The sequence below is a fragment of the Paenibacillus sp. FSL H8-0260 genome (assembly GCF_045040625.1).
Classification (GTDB): Bacteria; Bacillota; Bacilli; order Paenibacillales; family Paenibacillaceae; genus Paenibacillus_AQ; species Paenibacillus_AQ odorifer.
On sequence record NZ_CP150298.1, the window covers coordinates 1,801,005 to 1,818,082 of the forward strand.

At 46.5% G+C, this 17,078-nt stretch carries 12 protein-coding genes; 10 read left to right on the top strand and 2 right to left on the bottom strand.

Going from position 1 to position 17,078, the window contains the following annotated elements; all coding sequences use genetic code 11:
- Positions 1–20 precede the first annotated feature (20 nt).
- Positions 21–791, bottom strand: a complete 771-nt coding sequence (locus tag MHI51_RS07815; RefSeq protein WP_076130709.1) for a DeoR/GlpR family DNA-binding transcription regulator — start codon at positions 789–791, stop codon at positions 21–23.
- 241 nt (positions 792–1,032) lie between these two features.
- On the opposite strand from MHI51_RS07815, the gene MHI51_RS07820 reads away from it, so the two are divergent.
- Genes MHI51_RS07820 through fucU form a run of 4 tightly spaced genes read left to right on the top strand, consistent with a single transcriptional unit; the run spans position 1,033 to position 5,385 of the window.
- Positions 1,033–2,799, top strand: coding sequence for an L-fucose isomerase (locus MHI51_RS07820; protein ID WP_405173744.1), 1,767 nt, complete (start codon positions 1,033–1,035; stop codon positions 2,797–2,799).
- A gap of 29 nt (positions 2,800–2,828) precedes the next feature.
- The gene (locus tag MHI51_RS07825) at positions 2,829–4,274 is read left to right on the top strand and encodes a rhamnulokinase family protein (RefSeq protein WP_076220128.1); all 1,446 of its coding nucleotides are present in this window, start codon (positions 2,829–2,831) and stop codon (positions 4,272–4,274) included.
- Positions 4,275–4,294: 20 nt separating this feature from the next.
- The gene (locus MHI51_RS07830) at positions 4,295–4,945 is read left to right on the top strand and encodes a class II aldolase/adducin family protein (protein ID WP_038569477.1); all 651 of its coding nucleotides are present in this window, start codon (positions 4,295–4,297) and stop codon (positions 4,943–4,945) included.
- An 11-nt stretch (positions 4,946–4,956) separates the two neighbouring features.
- A complete protein-coding gene (gene fucU / locus MHI51_RS07835) occupies positions 4,957–5,385 on the top strand; it encodes an L-fucose mutarotase (RefSeq protein WP_076277110.1) in 429 nt (142 codons plus the stop codon).
- Between the two features lie 75 nt (positions 5,386–5,460).
- Here fucU and MHI51_RS07840 read toward each other — a convergent pair whose 3' ends face one another.
- Positions 5,461–7,452 carry a beta-galactosidase gene (locus MHI51_RS07840; RefSeq protein WP_405173745.1) on the bottom strand — a complete coding sequence of 664 codons (1,992 nt, stop codon included), beginning with the start codon at positions 7,450–7,452 and terminating at the stop codon, positions 5,461–5,463.
- Positions 7,453–7,716: 264 nt separating this feature from the next.
- On the opposite strand from MHI51_RS07840, the gene MHI51_RS07845 reads away from it, so the two are divergent.
- Genes MHI51_RS07845 through MHI51_RS07870 form a run of 6 tightly spaced genes read left to right on the top strand, consistent with a single transcriptional unit; the run spans position 7,717 to position 17,078 of the window.
- Entirely contained in the window at positions 7,717–8,688 is a 972-nt protein-coding gene (locus MHI51_RS07845; protein ID WP_076142502.1) for a sugar ABC transporter permease, read from the top strand.
- Between the two features lie 17 nt (positions 8,689–8,705).
- Positions 8,706–9,590, top strand: a complete 885-nt coding sequence (locus MHI51_RS07850) for a carbohydrate ABC transporter permease (protein WP_076220262.1) — start codon at positions 8,706–8,708, stop codon at positions 9,588–9,590.
- Between the two features lie 34 nt (positions 9,591–9,624).
- Positions 9,625–11,211, top strand: coding sequence for an extracellular solute-binding protein (locus MHI51_RS07855; RefSeq protein ID WP_076220261.1), 1,587 nt, complete (start codon positions 9,625–9,627; stop codon positions 11,209–11,211).
- Between the two features lie 51 nt (positions 11,212–11,262).
- The gene (locus MHI51_RS07860) at positions 11,263–13,677 is read left to right on the top strand and encodes a helix-turn-helix domain-containing protein (protein ID WP_081387534.1); all 2,415 of its coding nucleotides are present in this window, start codon (positions 11,263–11,265) and stop codon (positions 13,675–13,677) included.
- Between the two features lie 29 nt (positions 13,678–13,706).
- Positions 13,707–16,343 (top strand): hypothetical protein, encoded by a 2,637-nt coding sequence (locus MHI51_RS07865; RefSeq protein WP_405173746.1) that lies wholly within the window; start codon positions 13,707–13,709, stop codon positions 16,341–16,343.
- 27 nt (positions 16,344–16,370) lie between these two features.
- A complete protein-coding gene (locus tag MHI51_RS07870; protein WP_179087644.1) occupies positions 16,371–17,078 on the top strand; it encodes a DUF1961 family protein in 708 nt (235 codons plus the stop codon).

A 17,078-nucleotide genomic window follows, 5' to 3' on the forward strand; every position in this document is an offset into this window, starting at 1 on the left:
TTTATCTATGCACCTGCTGATCACTCAGCGGGCGCATAGATAAGAGATACATGGTAATTATTTAAGAAATCGGTCCATTCCTCAGAAGGCTTCTGATCTGTAACAATATAATCCACTCTATCAAAGCTGAACAACTTAATGAACGCAGTCCGGTCAAATTTGGAGTGATCTACGAGCAGAACCACTTTATTTGCCTGCTGCTGCATAAGCACCTTCAGTTCACTTTCTTCTTCATTTGAATCACTTAGCCCGCCTGTCATGGACAATGCTTTACAGCTGAATATAGCTACATCCACATTATATTTTCGAATCGTCTGTGAAGCGGTATTTCCAACAAAGGAGCTGGTCTCGGGGCCTAAAATTCCACCTGTGGAAATCAGCTTTTGACCGGAGTGTTGAAATTCGGATAATACCACCAGAGAGTTCGTAATAATTGTCAGATTGTTTTTCTCCTCAATAATTCTACGCAAGGCTTCAAACACCGTTGAGCTCGTATCCGTCACCAAGCTGTCTCCATCATTGATTAATTGCAGTACATTATCGGCTATGATTCGCTTTGCTTCAATATTGACCTGATGTCTGCTGATGTAGGAAGGATCTTCATTGGTATGGGCGTTGAGAATGGCTCCACCATAATTTTTTTTGGCAAGACCTTCTTTGTCCAGTTTATCTAGATCCCGCCGAATGGTCTCTTCCGAGACGTTGAATTTTTGCGCTAGCTCTGCGACATGGACCTTCTTCTGTCTGTAAAGCTCTTTAATAATTAGATCCCGTCGTTCAAATGCTTTCATTCGTTCACTCACCTTTATATATAAATCGTCTGCTTTCTAGTGTACTACATTGTTGTTTAAATCTAAAAATAATTACATATTCACATAAAACCACAATATATAATAATAATATCACATAAAACCACACTTTTGTTTAGAGGATATGTTGTTTTGTGTTGACTAAAGCGCTTGCAGATTTTATGATGAAGGAGAAATAGATCTATTAACGATGACTCTAAGATGATCTTGAGGAGGAACGGCATTGATAGAAAACTATCCGAAAATTGGTATCCGCCCAACCATTGATGGCAGAAGAAGAGGCGTTCGTGAATCACTGGAAGAGCAAACGATGGGCATGGCTCAGCGGGTGGCTAAGTTTATTGAAGCGAATTTAAGGTATCCGAATGGGAGTCCTGTAGAGTGCATCATCGCCGATTCTACGATCGGTGGAGTTAAAGAAGCTGCTGCTGCGGCTCAGAAATTCTCCGGGGCTAACGTAGGGGTGTCGATCACCGTGACGCCTTGCTGGTGTTATGGCTCAGAGACAATGGATATGGATACATCCATTCCGCATGCCGTGTGGGGATTTAACGGAACGGAACGGCCGGGTGCTGTGTATCTAGCTGCTGTTCTCTCGGCGTATGCTCAAAAGGGAATTCCTGCGTTTGGTATCTATGGTGAAGATGTTCAAGAGTCTAGCAGTGAAGAGATTCCAGCGGATGTGCAGTCTAAATTGCTGCAGTTTGCTAGAGCAGGCTTAGCAGTTGCTCAAATGAAGGGGAAATCATATTTATCTATGGGTTCTGTTTCGATGGGGATTGCGGGTTCCATTGTGAATGAACAGTTTTTCCAAGAGTATCTGGGCATGCGCAATGAATATATAGATATGTCTGAATATGTCCGGCGCTTTGAAGAAGAGATTTATGATAAAGAGGAATTTAAGCGTGCGCTAGCGTGGACTAAAGAAAACTGCCAAGTTGGCGCCGATAATAATCCGCCGCATCTGCAAATCAGTGCAGAAGAGAAAGAGAAGCAGTGGGAGACCTGTGTGAAAATGACATTGATCGCCCGCGACCTGATGATCGGCAATCCGGTTCTCGCTGAGCTTGGTTTTGAGGAGGAAGCTAACGGCCACAATGCGATTGTTGGCGGTTTCCAAGGCCAGAGACAATGGACGGACCATTTCCCTAACGGCGATTTCATGGAGACGATGTTGAATTCTTCTTTTGACTGGAACGGCAAACGTGCACCTTATCTCGTAGCGACAGAGAATGACAGCTTGAATGGGGTAACGATGCTGTTCAATTATTTGCTTACGAATACAGCACAAATCTTTGCGGATGTCCGAACCTTCTGGAGTCCCGATGCTGTGAAGCGAGTGACGGGTCATCAATTGGAAGGAGAAGCAGCTCACGGAATACTGCATCTGATCAACTCTGGTTCGGCAGCGCTTGATGGTACAGGTGAGCAAAGGATAGAGGGTAAGCCTGCAATCAAACCTTTTTGGGAGATTACAGACGAAGAGGCTGAGGCTTGTCTAAGCAATACACAATTCCGGCCAGCTTCTCAAGAATATTTCCGGGGAGGCGGCTTCTCTACCGATTATTTAACTCAAGGCGGAATGCCGGTTACTATGGCTCGTTTGAACCTGGTGAAGGGGCTTGGACCTGTTCTTCAGCTTGTTGAAGGTTACACCGTAGAGCTGCCTGAAGAGGTTCATCATACTTTGGATCAAAGAACAGATCCGACATGGCCGACGACCTGGTTCGCTCCTAAGCTAATTAACAGTGGTTCATTCCAATCGGTATATGATGTCATGAATAATTGGGGCGCGAATCATGGGGCGATCAGTTATGGCCATATCGGGGCGGATCTGATTACGCTGGCGTCGATTTTACGCATTCCAGTAAGCATGCATAACGTTGAGGAATCACGTATTTTCAGACCACGGGTGTGGTCGTTATTTGGGACGGAGAATCTGGAAGGAGCAGATTACAGAGCCTGTCAGAATTTCGGACCGCTATATTAAAATCTTCTTGTGGAGCAGGTGTGCTTGAAATGGGTGATACGATTAAGCTTCTGGCTATGGATCTTGGCGCCAGTTCCGGAAGAGTGATGTTGGGATTGTATGACGGTAACACCCTTCGCATAGAAGAAATTCATCGGTTTGCTAATACGCCGGTGTATGTTGGCGGGCATTTGTATTGGGATGTTTTGAAGCTCTTCCACGAAATGAAAAAAGGAATCCAGAGAGCTTATAGGGCGCATGGAAAATTGAGGTCTCTAAGCGTGGATACGTGGGGAGTCGATTACGGTTTTATTGATAAAAGAGGGATGTTGCTCTATTCCCCCCATCATTATAGGGATAGGAGAATGGGAAGCCATCGTCTAGGGTTGGAGGCGCTGCTTCCACCAAGGGAGCAATTTAGCATTACAGGTATTCAACCGAGCTTGATTAATACGGTTTATCAGCTGTTTGCTGATTTTCAGGATAACGATTCTCTGCTAGAGGTTGCAGATACTATTTTAATGATGCCAGACCTGTTCCACTATTTATTCTCTGGTATTGCGGCAGCAGAAAGCACGATTTGGAGTACAAGTGGCTTAATGGACGCTGTATCTGGTGAAGTCTCCACTGAAGTATTCAGCAGGCTTAATATCCCGGTTGGTATAGTGCCACAACGGGTTCAAGCGGGAACGGTTATTGGTTCTATCCTTCCGGTAATTCAAGAGGAGCTTAGCGTAGGTTCAATGGAGGTAATTGCGGGTGCTTCTCATGATACGGCTTCAGCAGTAGCTTCTATTCCTTATTCTCTAAAGGAAGATGCAGCATTTATTAGCTGTGGTACATGGTCGTTAGTGGGCATGGAGACGCCTAAAGCTGTCATTACAGAGAAAAGCTATGAATACGGATTCACAAATGAGCAGTGTTACGGCCAATCTAATCGTTTGCTCAAAAATATAACGGGACTATGGATTTTGCAGGAGCTGCAAAGGAATTGGGCAGAAGCGGGAAAATACGTCAGCCAAGGCCAAATGGTTGAGCTAGCCGAAACCATAAATCATGCCCCAGCAATTATTGATCCGAATGACGAGCTGTTCAGTATACCCGGTGTGATGACCCAACGGATTAGAGAATATTGCGAACGAACAGGCCAGCAAGCCCCTTATACGAAAGCTGAGATTATACGCGTCATACTTGAGAGCTTAGCAGAGTCCTATCGCCATACGATTGACGAAATGGAAGAGATCACCGGCAAAAAAATCAATATCATTCATATGGTCGGTGGTGGGATTCAGAATGAACTGCTCTGTCAGCTTACCGCTAATATTACGGGGAGAAAAGTTGTAGCAGGGCCTGTGGAAGCCGGTGCAATTGGCAATATAATTATTCAACTGGCTGCCCTAGGGGAACTGGAAATCTCCGGGGGCAAGCAGGTAGTGGAAAGATCTTTTGCCTTTAAGACATATCAGCCTTCTTTGGTGAAGGTTTGTGAAAAATAGGATACGAGGAGAGAAACCCTATGGATACCTTAGAACAAAAATTACGTTTGCAGATTTGTGATATCGGGAGAAACCTGTTTAATAAAGATTTTATCGCGGCTAATGATGGGAATATTTCTGCTCGCTTATCAGAGAATGTAATTCTGACTACCCCCAGAGCGGTGAGTAAGGGATATTTAGAGCCTCATATGCTTGTAAAAGTGAATCTGCAAGGTGAAGTCCTTGAAGCAGCTGAAGGCTACAGACCCTCAACGGAAGCAAAAATGCATCTAAGAATTTATAATGAGCTGCCAGAGATGAAGGGTGTGGTCCATGCACATCCCCCGTATGCTACTGCATTTGCCATAAAAGGTGAGGCGCTCGACAAGATGATGATGCCAGAGTCGGTGATTATGATCGGAGATATTCCGTTGGCGGAATATGGAACACCATCGACGGAAGAAATTCCAGATTCACTGATGCCTTTCCTGGGCAAAAAAACTGCGGTTCTGCTAGAGAATCACGGAGCCCTTACTTGGGGAGAAGATGTTATGGAAGCATATCTGAATATGGAGCGGCTTGAGTATACCGCCAAGCTCACCTTCATTACCCGGATGATTGGCGGGGAGAGAGAATTGCCACAGCATCGGATTGATGAGCTGGTAGCGTTGCGATCATTTTATGGGAAGTAAAGAGGTGCCTTATGTTAAAAGGAATTCCTAAGCTGCTGTCTCCGGAGCTGGTACGCATTCTGATGGAGATGGGTCATGGGGATGAGCTTGTATTGGCTGATGCGAATTATCCCGGACATTCGTTGAATCCGAGGGTACTGAGATATGATGGCATCGGTATTCCTGAACTGCTGGATGCCATCTTAGAGTTGTTACCTCTGGATCATTACGCAGAGCAACAGGTGGCTTTTATGGCAGTGGTTGCAGGAGATCCAACTGTGCCGGTCATTTGGACCACATACGAGACAATCATCGCCAAACATGATGCTGAAGCCACGATTAAACATGAGGAACGTTTTGATTTCTATAACCGTTCTAAGCAAAGTTATGCAGTTATAGTTACTGGTGAAGAAGCGTTGTATGGGAACGTTATTCTTAAAAAAGGCGTTATTAAAAGTTAAAATAACGGAAACGAAGCCGCTAACCGCTTGGGTGACCAAGGAGTTAGCGGCTTTTTATGCTGCAAGGATAAGTATTTATAACCGGATTACTCGGTACTCATATGCACCAAGGGAGAGGGGGCCGCAGGCCACGGATTTGCCTGAGAGAACATCATGTCCGTCCCGCGGGAGTGTGAGACTTCCCCCGTGTCCATCCATATTTACAAGGGTCCAGACTTCGGCAGCCTGGTCATCGCTTCTAGGGCAGACAAGGGTTCCCTTAGTGACATCACTGCGTAGGGTAACACCAGCACGTTCTGCATAATGATCAATGAGTTTACATAACATTAGGTTGCCTTCTTCACCGGCAGGCATTGAACCCAGCATAACAATAGTGCCTTGTCCGTAAGGCTGCTCCGTCAGGAAGGACAACCCCGGCGTCACCCCCTCCGTAAACATTCCGATACTGGTAACGGACTCTGAAACGGGTTCAAAAACAGAACTCCACAAGGACAAGGGAGCAGATACCCCAAAAGCGTGTCCAATCGTGCCTGTTGATTCCAGCGGATAGGTAAACTTAGTTTTGACGCCTGCTAACCGCTCCAATTCCCCAAGTCCGGCATTCGTGTGAAGGGTATGCTCCTTCGTTCGTCCTCCGGTAAGAGGACCGACAATCCAAATCCCGCCAGCTGCTGTAAAGGCCAGGGCACTTTGCACATACTCGGGGGACAAATAATGTACGAACGGAGTGAATAACAGCTTGTATCCGGTTAAGTCTCCGCCTTCGGGCAGCAGATCCCTGTGAATGCCCATATGAAGAACTCTTTTGTAGAAATCGCCCAGCAGACTACGATAATTTAGCTTCCGATGAGGTTCAGTTGCGAGATAAGCTTTGGTTCTGTCCGAATAGGTAATCGCAACATCTGCCCGAAGGGGCCGGGTGGAGAGCATAATTTGTTCAATTTCCCGCCGTGCTTGATTGGCCTCCAGCACATTAACGTACCCTAGAGCTGGTTCTCCCCAGGCACTAAGGATCGAGCTATGCGTTTGTTCACTTCCGGAAGTATGCTGGCGCCAGAGCCAATAGCAAAATGCACCTGCACCCAGCGCATAGGCGGCAACTGCTTCTGCTTTCAGATATCCATTCGGATGGGGCACACCAAAACTGACTAGAGATGCGGCAAACGAGGGTCCGGTCTCCATTATCCAGAAATCTTTTCCCGGCTTGAAATTTCGCCACAGATCACAGTTAAGCAGATAAGCATGCATATTTTCCTGTGAGGCATAGGTGTCGTAGGCAGCAAAGTCGAGATTTTGAAATAGCCGCTCATTATCTAGATGAAAAGCGACACTGCTGTTGTGGGTAATTGGCGCAGTGGAGTGGCGGCGGATAATATCAGCCTGCTCATCGGCGAATTCAGCGATCTTTTCCATTGAAAATAAGCGGTACATCGTCCGCAGGGATGAATTGTGGAGGAAAGGTGCGGGTCCTGGCTGTGGCACCTGATCAAAACGTTGATAAGTTTGGCTCCAGACGGCTGTTCCCCATGCCTCATTCAACCTTTCAATGGAGCTGTAGCGCTGCTGCAACCAGATATGCCATAAGCCTTTACAGGTCTCACACATACACTCCGCCACATGCGCTTTGAATTCGTTATCAAGCTGCCAGGCGGTTAACCCCGGCAGTGCTCCGGTCTCCTTGGCAATATGCTCCGTAATAATGGCTGCCCGCTCACGAAAATAAGGATTGTTCGTACAGATATGCTGCCGTGCTCCATGTCCCATTACCGTTCCGCTTTCATCCACATAACAGCGCTCAGGATGTCCATGAGTAAGCCAGATGGGGGGTGTAGGTGTCGGCGTACACATTACTGTGTCAATTCCGTTTCTATGTAACCTTTCGATATATTTCACGACGGGACCGATATCAATCTTATCTTCTTCTGGCTCCAAAGCAGACCAAATGAATTCTCCGATTCGTACGATATTAATCCCCGTTTCTTTCATTAGAAGGATGTCCTGCTCAAGCACCTCTTCACTCCATAGCTCGGGATACCAAGCAGCACCGTAGTATAGCTTGTTCTTCAATTCAGTTCCTCCTTTAAGGCAAACATTTGCTGGAAATCATCACTTGGAATCATAGGTGCTTAATGTCTTACGGACAATAGTAAACTTTTGCGCGGTTTGGACTTTTTAGATAAAATGGGATTTTTAGCTTATATAGAGCGTTCAAAAAAGTCCGATTGCTGGAAAAAATCACTAGCAGCATAATAGGAGTCGCAGTAAGGGTGATTGCAGTAATCCATGGCTACAGTAATCGCGAGCTGTACATGACAAATGGAGGTGAACAGGATGAAGCACGTAACAGTTCCGGGAACTTCAGAACAACAGCCAAAGCCGCAGACCTATCGAAATATCCGGGTAAGAAGATGGAAACGTTTTAAACGTGATAAATGGTTATATATTCTGCTGCTCCCTGGAGTCCTTTATTTTCTTGTTTTCAAATATGTTCCGATGTGGGGCGTGCTGCTGGCTTTTAAGAATTACCAGCCGTTTCTTGGTTTTCAGAAAAGTGAATGGGTAGGTTTTGAGCATTTTCGTGTTTTTTTCCAGAATCCTGATTTCTTTATGCTGCTGCGCAATACGTTATTGTTATCGTTTTATAATTTGATTTTCTTTTTTCCGGCGCCGATTATTCTGGCACTGCTTCTAAACGAAATACGGCTTTCCTTCTATAAAAAGACGATACAAACGATGATTTATGTTCCGCACTTTATATCCATGGTCATTGTGGCCAGTATGAGCTATGTATTTCTAACTACGGAAGGCGGGACTGTAAATGAGTTTTTGTATACGTTTACAGGCAGGAAAATAGACTTTCTAGCTAATCCTGACTGGTTCCGTCCATTGATTATTCTCCAGACGATCTGGAAGGAGTGCGGCTGGGGGACGATTATATTCCTGGCAGCGCTGGCCGGTGTAGATGTGGAGCAATATGAGGCTGCGGTAGTAGATGGTGCGAACCGGTGGCGGCAGATTTGGCATATTACGTTGCCTGCTATCCGCAGTACAATCGTTATTTTACTTATTCTTCGGATGGGAACGATTTTGGATAACGGTTTTGAACAAATTTATTTAATGATGAATGCTCTTAATCGTGAAGTAGGTGAGGTGTTCGATACCTATGTATACGCGCTGGGAATTACCCAGGGAGCTTTTAGTTACAGCACGGCTGTTGGATTATTTAAATCAATAATCGGTGTGACGCTTGTGCTCGGGACGAATTGGATCGCCAAAAAATTTGGTGAATCTGGACTTTATTGAGAAGGGAGAAGCTTGCTGTGGCCAAACAATACAAGAGTACGGTTGGAACTGCATTTGATATATTCAATTATATATTTTTAGGGATTATCGGAATCGTAGCGATTCTCCCTTTTCTCTTTGTGGTTTCGGGCTCCTTCGCTACGGATGCGGAAATTACTAAACGTGCCGTATTCCTGATCCCGACCACGATTTCATTTGACGCCTACCGATTTATCTTTTCAACAGATACGATTATGCGCAGTATAGGGGTTTCTATTTATGTTACGGTAATCGGAACTGTCGTTAATTTATTCTTCACGGTAACTATGGCTTATCCGATGGCAAAACGATATCTGATGGGCCGTAATTTGGTACTCAACCTTGTTATTTTTACGATGCTGTTCGGTGGAGGAATGATTCCAACCTATCTCGTCATTCGGGAGCTGCATTTGCTGGATACGCTCAATTCTCTTATTTTACCGGGAGCAATTAGCGCCTTTAACCTGATTATTGTCAAAAACTTTTTTCAGGAGCTGCCTATAGAAATGGAAGAAGCGGCGCGTATTGATGGTTGTTCTGAGCTGGGCTTGTTGTGGAAGATAGTCCTTCCTTTATCCAAACCGGTTCTCGCTACATTTACGTTGTTCTATGCTGTGGGACATTGGAACAATTTCTTCTCGGCACTGCTCTATATTACGGATCCGACAAAATGGCCTTTGCAGGTGATGCTGCGACAGATCGTAATGTTATCCCAATCTGCGGCTGGCGATATGAGTTCTATGGATCCAAGCTTTGTGCAGCCACCGGAGCAGTCGATTAAAATGGCGGTTATTGTAGTAGGTACTCTACCAATTTTATGTGTGTACCCATTTCTGCAAAAACATTTCGCTAAAGGGGTGATGCTGGGTTCTGTTAAAGGATAACAAACTTAACTTATTCCAATTTGGAGGTATAATAATGGAAGCTAATCGTTCGGTAAAAAAGAAGCGCTGGTTGTTACTTTTACTTGTGGCTATGATGGTTACAACTGTTGTTGCAGGTTGCTCAGGTAATGAATCTGCAGGTTCTAACAGCAAAAGTGAGGGGAGTAGTAATACTGGAGAAGAGAAAAGCGAGTCCCCGCTGGATCTGACCCTCATGCTGCCGATATTCAAAACAAATTATCCGAAGGATGGCAGTCCGGTTGCTGCTGAACTTGAGAAGCAGACCAATACAAAAATCCACTTTGAGTGGGTCCCGAATGCATCTTATGCAGATAAATTTAATATTACGCTAGCTTCTGGGAAGCTGCCGACCATTATCTACGTGGGGGATGTTAAGGCTTCTAGTTTTGTGAACGCTGCCAAATCGGGTGCATTCTGGGAAGTAGGGCCTTACCTTAAGGATTATCCGAATTTAAGCCAAGCGAACCCGGTTATTCTGAAAAACTCGGCCATTGATGGGAAGAATTACGGGATCTATCGGGGGCGTGTACTCGGCCGTAACGGTATGGTTTTCCGCAAGGATTGGTTAGAGAAGGTGGGGCTGCAAACACCGCAGACGGTAGATGATTTCTACAATATGCTGAAAGCGTTCAAGGAAAAAGATCCAGACGGCAATGGTAAAGAGGATACGTATGGCATGGTGCTTGTCAAATGGAGCGGCCAGTGGGCCAGCGGTTTTGATACCATTAAGTTATGGTTTGGAACACCGAATAAATGGGGCGTGCAAGATGGCAAGCTGGTGCCTGAGCATGAATATCCAGAATATTTGGAAGCGCTTAAGTTCATGAAGAAGCTGTATGATGAGAAATTGATCAACTCCGACTTTGCTGTAATGGACAGTGCTAAATGGACAGATCCGATCGTGAACAATAAGGCAGGAGTAATCGTCGATGTGGTCGATACAGGCGCCCGGGTGGATGATAAAATTCACGCTGCGCTAGAAAAAGAAGGCAAAGACGAACCGGATAAACATTATGTAGATGTAAGCGGGGGCGTAACAGGTACGGATGGCAAGCTACACACATTGCCGACCTCTGGTTTCTCGGGCATGCTGGCTATTCCAAAATCATCTGTGAAGAGCGAAGAAGAACTGAAACGGGTACTGGCTTTTCTAGATCAAATCAATAATCCGGAATTACAAACGATGTTGGGTTTTGGTTTGGAAGGTACTCACTACACTATGGTGGATGGTTTTATTGAACGCTCCAAAGACACTGTACTTGTGGAGTCAGAAGTGGAAGGTCTAAACCAAATATTGGCCTATATTCCTGAGGATAAGTCCAAGACTGTAGCACAAACGCCGCTGCGTCTTAAACAAACTGAAGTTCAAAAGGCAAATGAAGCTTCGATCGTGGTTAATCCGGCAGAGGCCTTTATTTCCACAGTATATTCGCAAAAGGGTGCTCAACTCGACAATGTAATTAATGATGCACGCATAAAGTATATTGTAGGACAAATTGATGAAGCTGAATTGAAATCCGCATTTGACGTATGGAGAAAAACAGGTGGAGATGATTTAGTAAAGGAAATGAACGAATTATACGCTAAGGCTGACCAATAGATCCTTCCTGGTGCTTTTATCCGGCTGGAAAGGATCTGAGGAGCAAAACGAATGTGGTTCGATTGCACTTCAAATTTATCCGATTCGGCTGGTGAGAGCATAGTGATGAGAAATGTGGCGAAATGGAAGCGTTATACAAAAGGCTGGTCAGGCTGTAAAGGCCGGTATTATCGGAAAAACCTGATCATTATGCTGGTGGTGTCATCCATTCCGGGGTTTATTATTGGTGCGCTTGTCTACTGGATGGCAGGGGGACGCCTGGAGAGCGAGCTGCTGCAGATGCATAACAGGCAGATTGAACAGCGGGCGGCTAATATTGATGATCAGCTGTCCAATCTGGAGCTGATGCTGGCACATTGGGCTTTTGATCCCAAGTTTGATTACAGCTTGAATGGCCTTGATTTTATTCAGGATCATGAGCGGGCGTGGGATATTACGAAGACACTCGTAGTGATGCAGGGCTCAAACACGATGACGAGTAACGTTGAACTCTATCTATCAGGAGATCATCCATTACTATTTAATCCCGAATATGGCACGATTGACTCCAGCGCGATATCTGGTCAATATGACAGATTAATTGCAACTGAACAAAGCACCTATTGGACGCAGTGGGCATTCGATCCCAATAAACCAAATATCAAAGAATTAACGCTTGTCCATCATATTCCGGGCGGAAGCTTGAAGCCCTTCGGGGCTCTTTTGCTCCGCATGGATACGGAGAAAGTAGCTGCGATGCTACGAACTATGACACCTTATAATAGCGGCGAGACATTTTTGCTGCAGACGACGGGGGATTTGTACGTATCTGCTGGAGACAGTGCCGAGGATTCTCCCTTACTTACCGCATTGCATAATGAGATTGTGGAACGGGGCGCGAACCATGAGTCAAATCTTGAGTCCTCTTTTCTCTTCGACTGGGGTAAGGCTACATATGCAGTGACTTATGGTGAGTTTTCCCGACTCTCCGCAGACTGGCTCTATGTGTCCGCTTCACCGATAACCAGCATAACTTCACCTGTCGTCTTCATTTCAAGACTGATATTTTTAGTTAGCTTTAGTGCTTTGCTGCTGGCGGCGATTCTGTCTTGGTTTGCTTCCCGTAAAATCTATTCACCGATAGGACGGTTGCTGCAGACTTTGTTGCCTGACCAAGCGGCGGCTGCGAGTAGGGAGGATGAGTTCATTCTGATTGAACGGCATTGGCAGAACTTGCACGGGGAGAGCCATGCCCTGAAGTACACTCTTTCCGAGCAGTTTCCACATGTGAAAGAAAGCTTTCTGCATCAGCTGTTTCAGGGGTATTTATATTCCTATTCTGAGCAGGATCTGCAAAGCCGGATGCGGCGCTTTAAGTGGGAAGTAGAGGATTGTCATTATATTATTCTTTATATTCAGCTTACAGGCATCTCCAGCCAGGAGGGGAAATTCCGCAACGGTGATGAAAGTCTTGTATCATTCGCCGCCGTCAATATTATCGGAGAACTGTCTGCCGAGCACTTCAACCAGGCTGATATTATCAATTTCCATGATCTCACGGCAGGATTACTTCTTATCGAACCCGTTGCGAATCCATCGCTGGAAGCGGTGCAAGCCTTTAGCGAAGAACTGACAGGAACGATTAATCGCATGTTAAAAATGAGGGTAACAGTGGCGTTTAGTGCACCGGTTGGAAGGATATCCGGTATTCCGCTAGCGTTCGAGGCTGCGAAGCAAGCCGCTAGTTATCGCCAGTTTGGTGGTGAGAACCAGATTATTAATATGGAGCTACTGGATCGTGAGGGACAAAGTACGCCAGAACCGCAATATTCGTTCACTTTGGAGCGCGGAATGATTCAGGCCCTGCGAACAGGAGAAGCGGAAGAGGCTTACCGGCTGTTGGAGGAATTTCTGGAGGCACTGTGTGCCAATGGGGCAAAAGTGATTGATGTGCAGCAGGGTATGCTTCATTTGTTAGGCAGTATTCAGCACGCCATTATGGTCTCAGGCATTCATCCAAACCAGCTGTTCAAAGGGGCTAATCTGTACGCGGCACTGTCGCAAATTCATGAGCCGAAGCTTATCCTTACCTGGTTTCAGGAAAAGGTAGTCGCACCGTATCTGACGGAGCTGAGTGAGCGTTCTGATGCCGGAATCAAACGGACGATTGAGCATGCCATGATGTATATCAATGAGCATTATATGGATAATATTTCGCTGGATGGATGTGCGGATTATACAGGAATCAGCCCATTTTTACTGAGTAAATCATTCAAACGGGTCACCGGGAAAAATTTCATCGATTATCTGACCGAATTACGGCTTGATAAAGCCAAGGAGCTGCTGCGTGATACCTCGCTGCGAATTAACGATGTAGCTGAACAGGTGGGTTATCAGCATAGCTATTTTAACCGGATTTTTAAGAAACAAGAGGGAATAACCCCAAGCCGCTATAGAGAGCTAAGCCATAATAATGAAGCTCTTTAAAAGTAAAGAGGACGTGCGGCGAAGAACGTATGAAGGAGATGGTTGTTGTGCCTACGGCTCTGCCGATTGGCCTGCATTGGCTAAAAAAGCCCGCTATTGATGTGGGTGTTACCTGGGGGGTTCCTTGGAAAAAAGGAGCGCTCGACAGGGAATCGTTAAAGAATCTCTGCTTAAGTATGCCGAAGAACGAAAAGCATGTGCCGCTGCAAAGCTGGCCAGCAGCTTTTTGGCCAGACGGGAGCATCAAATGGTCCACGCACTCGGCAGTAAATAAAAATTCGGATATTCAGCAGGATTCCTTAGCGACAATGACAATAAATCAAGCGACTCCAGCTACAGAAGTGACTGAGCGACTAACTGTGCAGGAAACAGAGGAAGCTTTCATTATAGATACAGGTGTTATTATTTGCACGGTTAACAAGCAGGGGAAGGGTCTTATCCGCAGTATTGTGCGCAGAAATCCGGCGGACACGGAAGGAACGGAAGTTTGCAGTAATGGCGAGCTTGTATGTATACGTGAACAGAGAGATGAGGGTGCTGGCACCCTGAGCATACGTGAGGAGCGGTTCACAGGACGAACGTTAAGTGCCATCCTTGAACAGGACGGACCTGTTCGCGCAGTGGTGAAGCTAGATGGACTTCACCAAGCTTCGCACAGTGCTCGTGAGTGGCTTCCCTATACGTTACGTTTATATTTTTATGCTGGGCTGGAGTCTATTCGATTAGTTCATACGTTTCATTATGACGGTAATCCACAGCAGGATTTTATTAAAGGATTGGGAATAGAATTCACAGTGCCGATGCGTGGACCTCTTTACAACCGCCATGTTCGTTTTGCCGGAGATAGCGGCTTGTTTAGCGAGTCTCCTAAGACGTTGCATACACGGCGAACCAAAGGTAAGTACCGTGATTTATTCCTCGATCAGGTAGCAGGATGTGCTGTGAAATTTAATCCAGAAGAGGATGCCTATTTCCTTAGTTTATTGGATGACTCCGCTACTTGGGGCAGCTTTCGGCTGGTTCAAGATTCTTCCGAGCATTATGGGATCTGGAAGCGGACAGAGGTTGGCTGCGCTTGGATCAAGGCAGCAGAAGGCCGCCGGGCAGGTGGGCTTGGTTATGTTGGGGCAGAGGGCGGAGGGCTAGCAATCGGGATGAAGAATTTCTGGCGTAAGCATCCGGCAGGAATGGAGATTGGTTCCACTGCCACTGACGCGGCAGCGCTTACTGTCTGGTTCTGGTCACCTGATGCGGCAGCTATGGACTTGCGGCATTATGATACGAAAACACATGTGGAATCCTCGTATGAAGGTGCAGAAGAATTACGGGCCACTCCATTTGGTATCGCTAATACTAGCGAGCTAACATTCTGGTGTACGGCGCAGACTCCCGGGCATGAATTGTTGCAGCGGATGCAGGCAGAAGCTGAAGAACCTTCATTGCTGGTTTGCGAACCAACTTATTATCATGAAGCGGGTGCTTTTGGTTTCTGGAGTTTGCCTGATCGGAGCACGCCAGCCAAGGCATATCTGGAAGATCGGCTGGACGGGATCATCTCCTTTTACCAGGAAGAGATCGAGCAGCGCAAATGGTATGGATTCTGGGACTATGGAGATTTCATGCACAGCTACGATCCGGTCAGACATGTATGGAACTATGATCTTGGCGGCTGCGCCTGGCAGAATTCCGAGCTGGTGCCAAATATGTGGTTGTGGGTAACGTTTCTCCGGTCCGGGAGAGCGGATGTGTTCCGTATGGCCGAAGCTATGACCAGGCATACGAGTGAGGTAGATGTATATCATTTTGGCGAATACGCCGGACTAGGCTCGCGGCATAATGTCATCCACTGGGGCTGCGGCTGCAAAGAGGCTCGTATCGCCATGGCGGGTCTGCATCGCTACTATTATTATCTGACCGGAGACGAGCGGGTCGGCGATATTATGGACAGTGTAAAGGATGCTGATTATTCAACAGTTACTCTGGACCCGATGCGGGCGTATTTTCCGAAGGATGAATTCCCCACTCATGTTAGGGTGGGTCCGGACTGGGCGGCCTTTAGCTCTAATTGGATGACCCGCTGGGAGCGGTTCGAGGATACCGCTTATCGTGACAAGATTATAACAGGCATGGATTGCATCAAAAGGGCAAATTTACGGCTATTATCTGGTCCCACATATGGTTATGATCCGGCAACTGGCCTATTGTCGGGAATGGGCGACGATAACTGGGGGCGTCATTTAGCGATTAGTATGGGAGGTCCGCAGGTGTGGTTCGAGCTGGCGGCAATGCTGGAGGACCCGGACTGGGGAGATATGCTGGCTGAGTTCGGCGTATTTTATAATTTGCCACAAGAAGAGAAGGACGCATTTACAGGAGGGTTGATTTCAGGAAAACTCCGTTTTGAGCATCCTGTACTCAGTGTAGCCATTGCTGCATATGGAGCATATTACCGCAAGGATCCAGCGACGGCAGAGCGGTGCTGGTCGATTTTGCTGGAGAATCCGTTTGGTGGTGTGAATCTACAGGAGGAAGCTGATCAGGTCACTTATATGACTGAGTTAAATGAGATCGATTGGATGAATACAAATGAAGCCTCGCAGTGGTCTTTAAATACGATCATTGCCTTGGAATTAATCGGTAGTGCTTTACCGGAACGCGCGAATTAAAGGCTTCATTGTGGGGAGGAATGATTTATGGCTAGGCCGATGCAGGACACGGGTATAGGTGGTTTGATCCCTGAAGCATGGAAACCAATCTACCATAATCCCCTCGCTTCAACTAGTGATATCGCTGGATTCCAGATGGAGGGAGCGGGAGCGGTTTCCTTCCCTTTGCAGCGAATGAGATTAGAGAGTACTATCCATGCCGAGGCCGGACAACAAGCAAATGTCGTTCTCTGGTGTCCAGAAGAGTTCCCGGCAGACCTCGCCGTATCTTGGGATTTCCGCCCATTGCGTGAGCCGGGGTTGGCGATTTTGTTTATCGCGGCCAAAGGAGAGGGTGGGAAGGATTTATTTGATTCCACGCTTGCTCGCCGTACGGGTGAATATGATCAATACCATCACGGGCAGATAGACACGTATCATATCTCGTATTTTCGCAGGCGTTGGGTGGAAGAACGTAAATTTCATACCTGTAATTTGCGTAAAAGCTATGGTTTTCATCTGGTTGCGCAGGCAGCCGATCCGCTTCCGGACGTCAGCGACATGACTGAGGCCTACCGGATGTTAGTGGTGAAGCGTGGTCCTATGCTGTCTTTTGCAATCAATGAACTGCCGATTTTTACATGGATAGATGATGGTGAAACCTATGGGCCGCTACTGACAGGTGGGAAAATTGGGTTCCGACAGATGGCACCCCTGATGGCTGAATACTCAAATCTGACGGTTTTTGGACAGTAA

What these genes read in the sequence shown, in the direction of transcription:
- MHI51_RS07815 (WP_076130709.1), bottom strand. Translation starts at nt 791, where the DNA reads ATGAAAGCATTTGAACGACGGGATCTAATTATTAAAGAGCTTTACAGA.
- MHI51_RS07825 (WP_076220128.1), top strand. Translation starts at nt 2,829, where the DNA reads ATGGGTGATACGATTAAGCTTCTGGCTATGGATCTTGGCGCCAGTTCC.
- MHI51_RS07830 (WP_038569477.1), top strand. Translation starts at nt 4,295, where the DNA reads ATGGATACCTTAGAACAAAAATTACGTTTGCAGATTTGTGATATCGGG.
- fucU (WP_076277110.1), top strand. Translation starts at nt 4,957, where the DNA reads ATGTTAAAAGGAATTCCTAAGCTGCTGTCTCCGGAGCTGGTACGCATT.
- MHI51_RS07845 (WP_076142502.1), top strand. Translation starts at nt 7,717, where the DNA reads ATGAAGCACGTAACAGTTCCGGGAACTTCAGAACAACAGCCAAAGCCG.
- MHI51_RS07855 (WP_076220261.1), top strand. Translation starts at nt 9,625, where the DNA reads ATGGAAGCTAATCGTTCGGTAAAAAAGAAGCGCTGGTTGTTACTTTTA.
- MHI51_RS07860 (WP_081387534.1), top strand. Translation starts at nt 11,263, where the DNA reads ATGTGGTTCGATTGCACTTCAAATTTATCCGATTCGGCTGGTGAGAGC.
- MHI51_RS07865 (WP_405173746.1), top strand. Translation starts at nt 13,707, where the DNA reads ATGAAGGAGATGGTTGTTGTGCCTACGGCTCTGCCGATTGGCCTGCAT.
- MHI51_RS07870 (WP_179087644.1), top strand. Translation starts at nt 16,371, where the DNA reads ATGGCTAGGCCGATGCAGGACACGGGTATAGGTGGTTTGATCCCTGAA.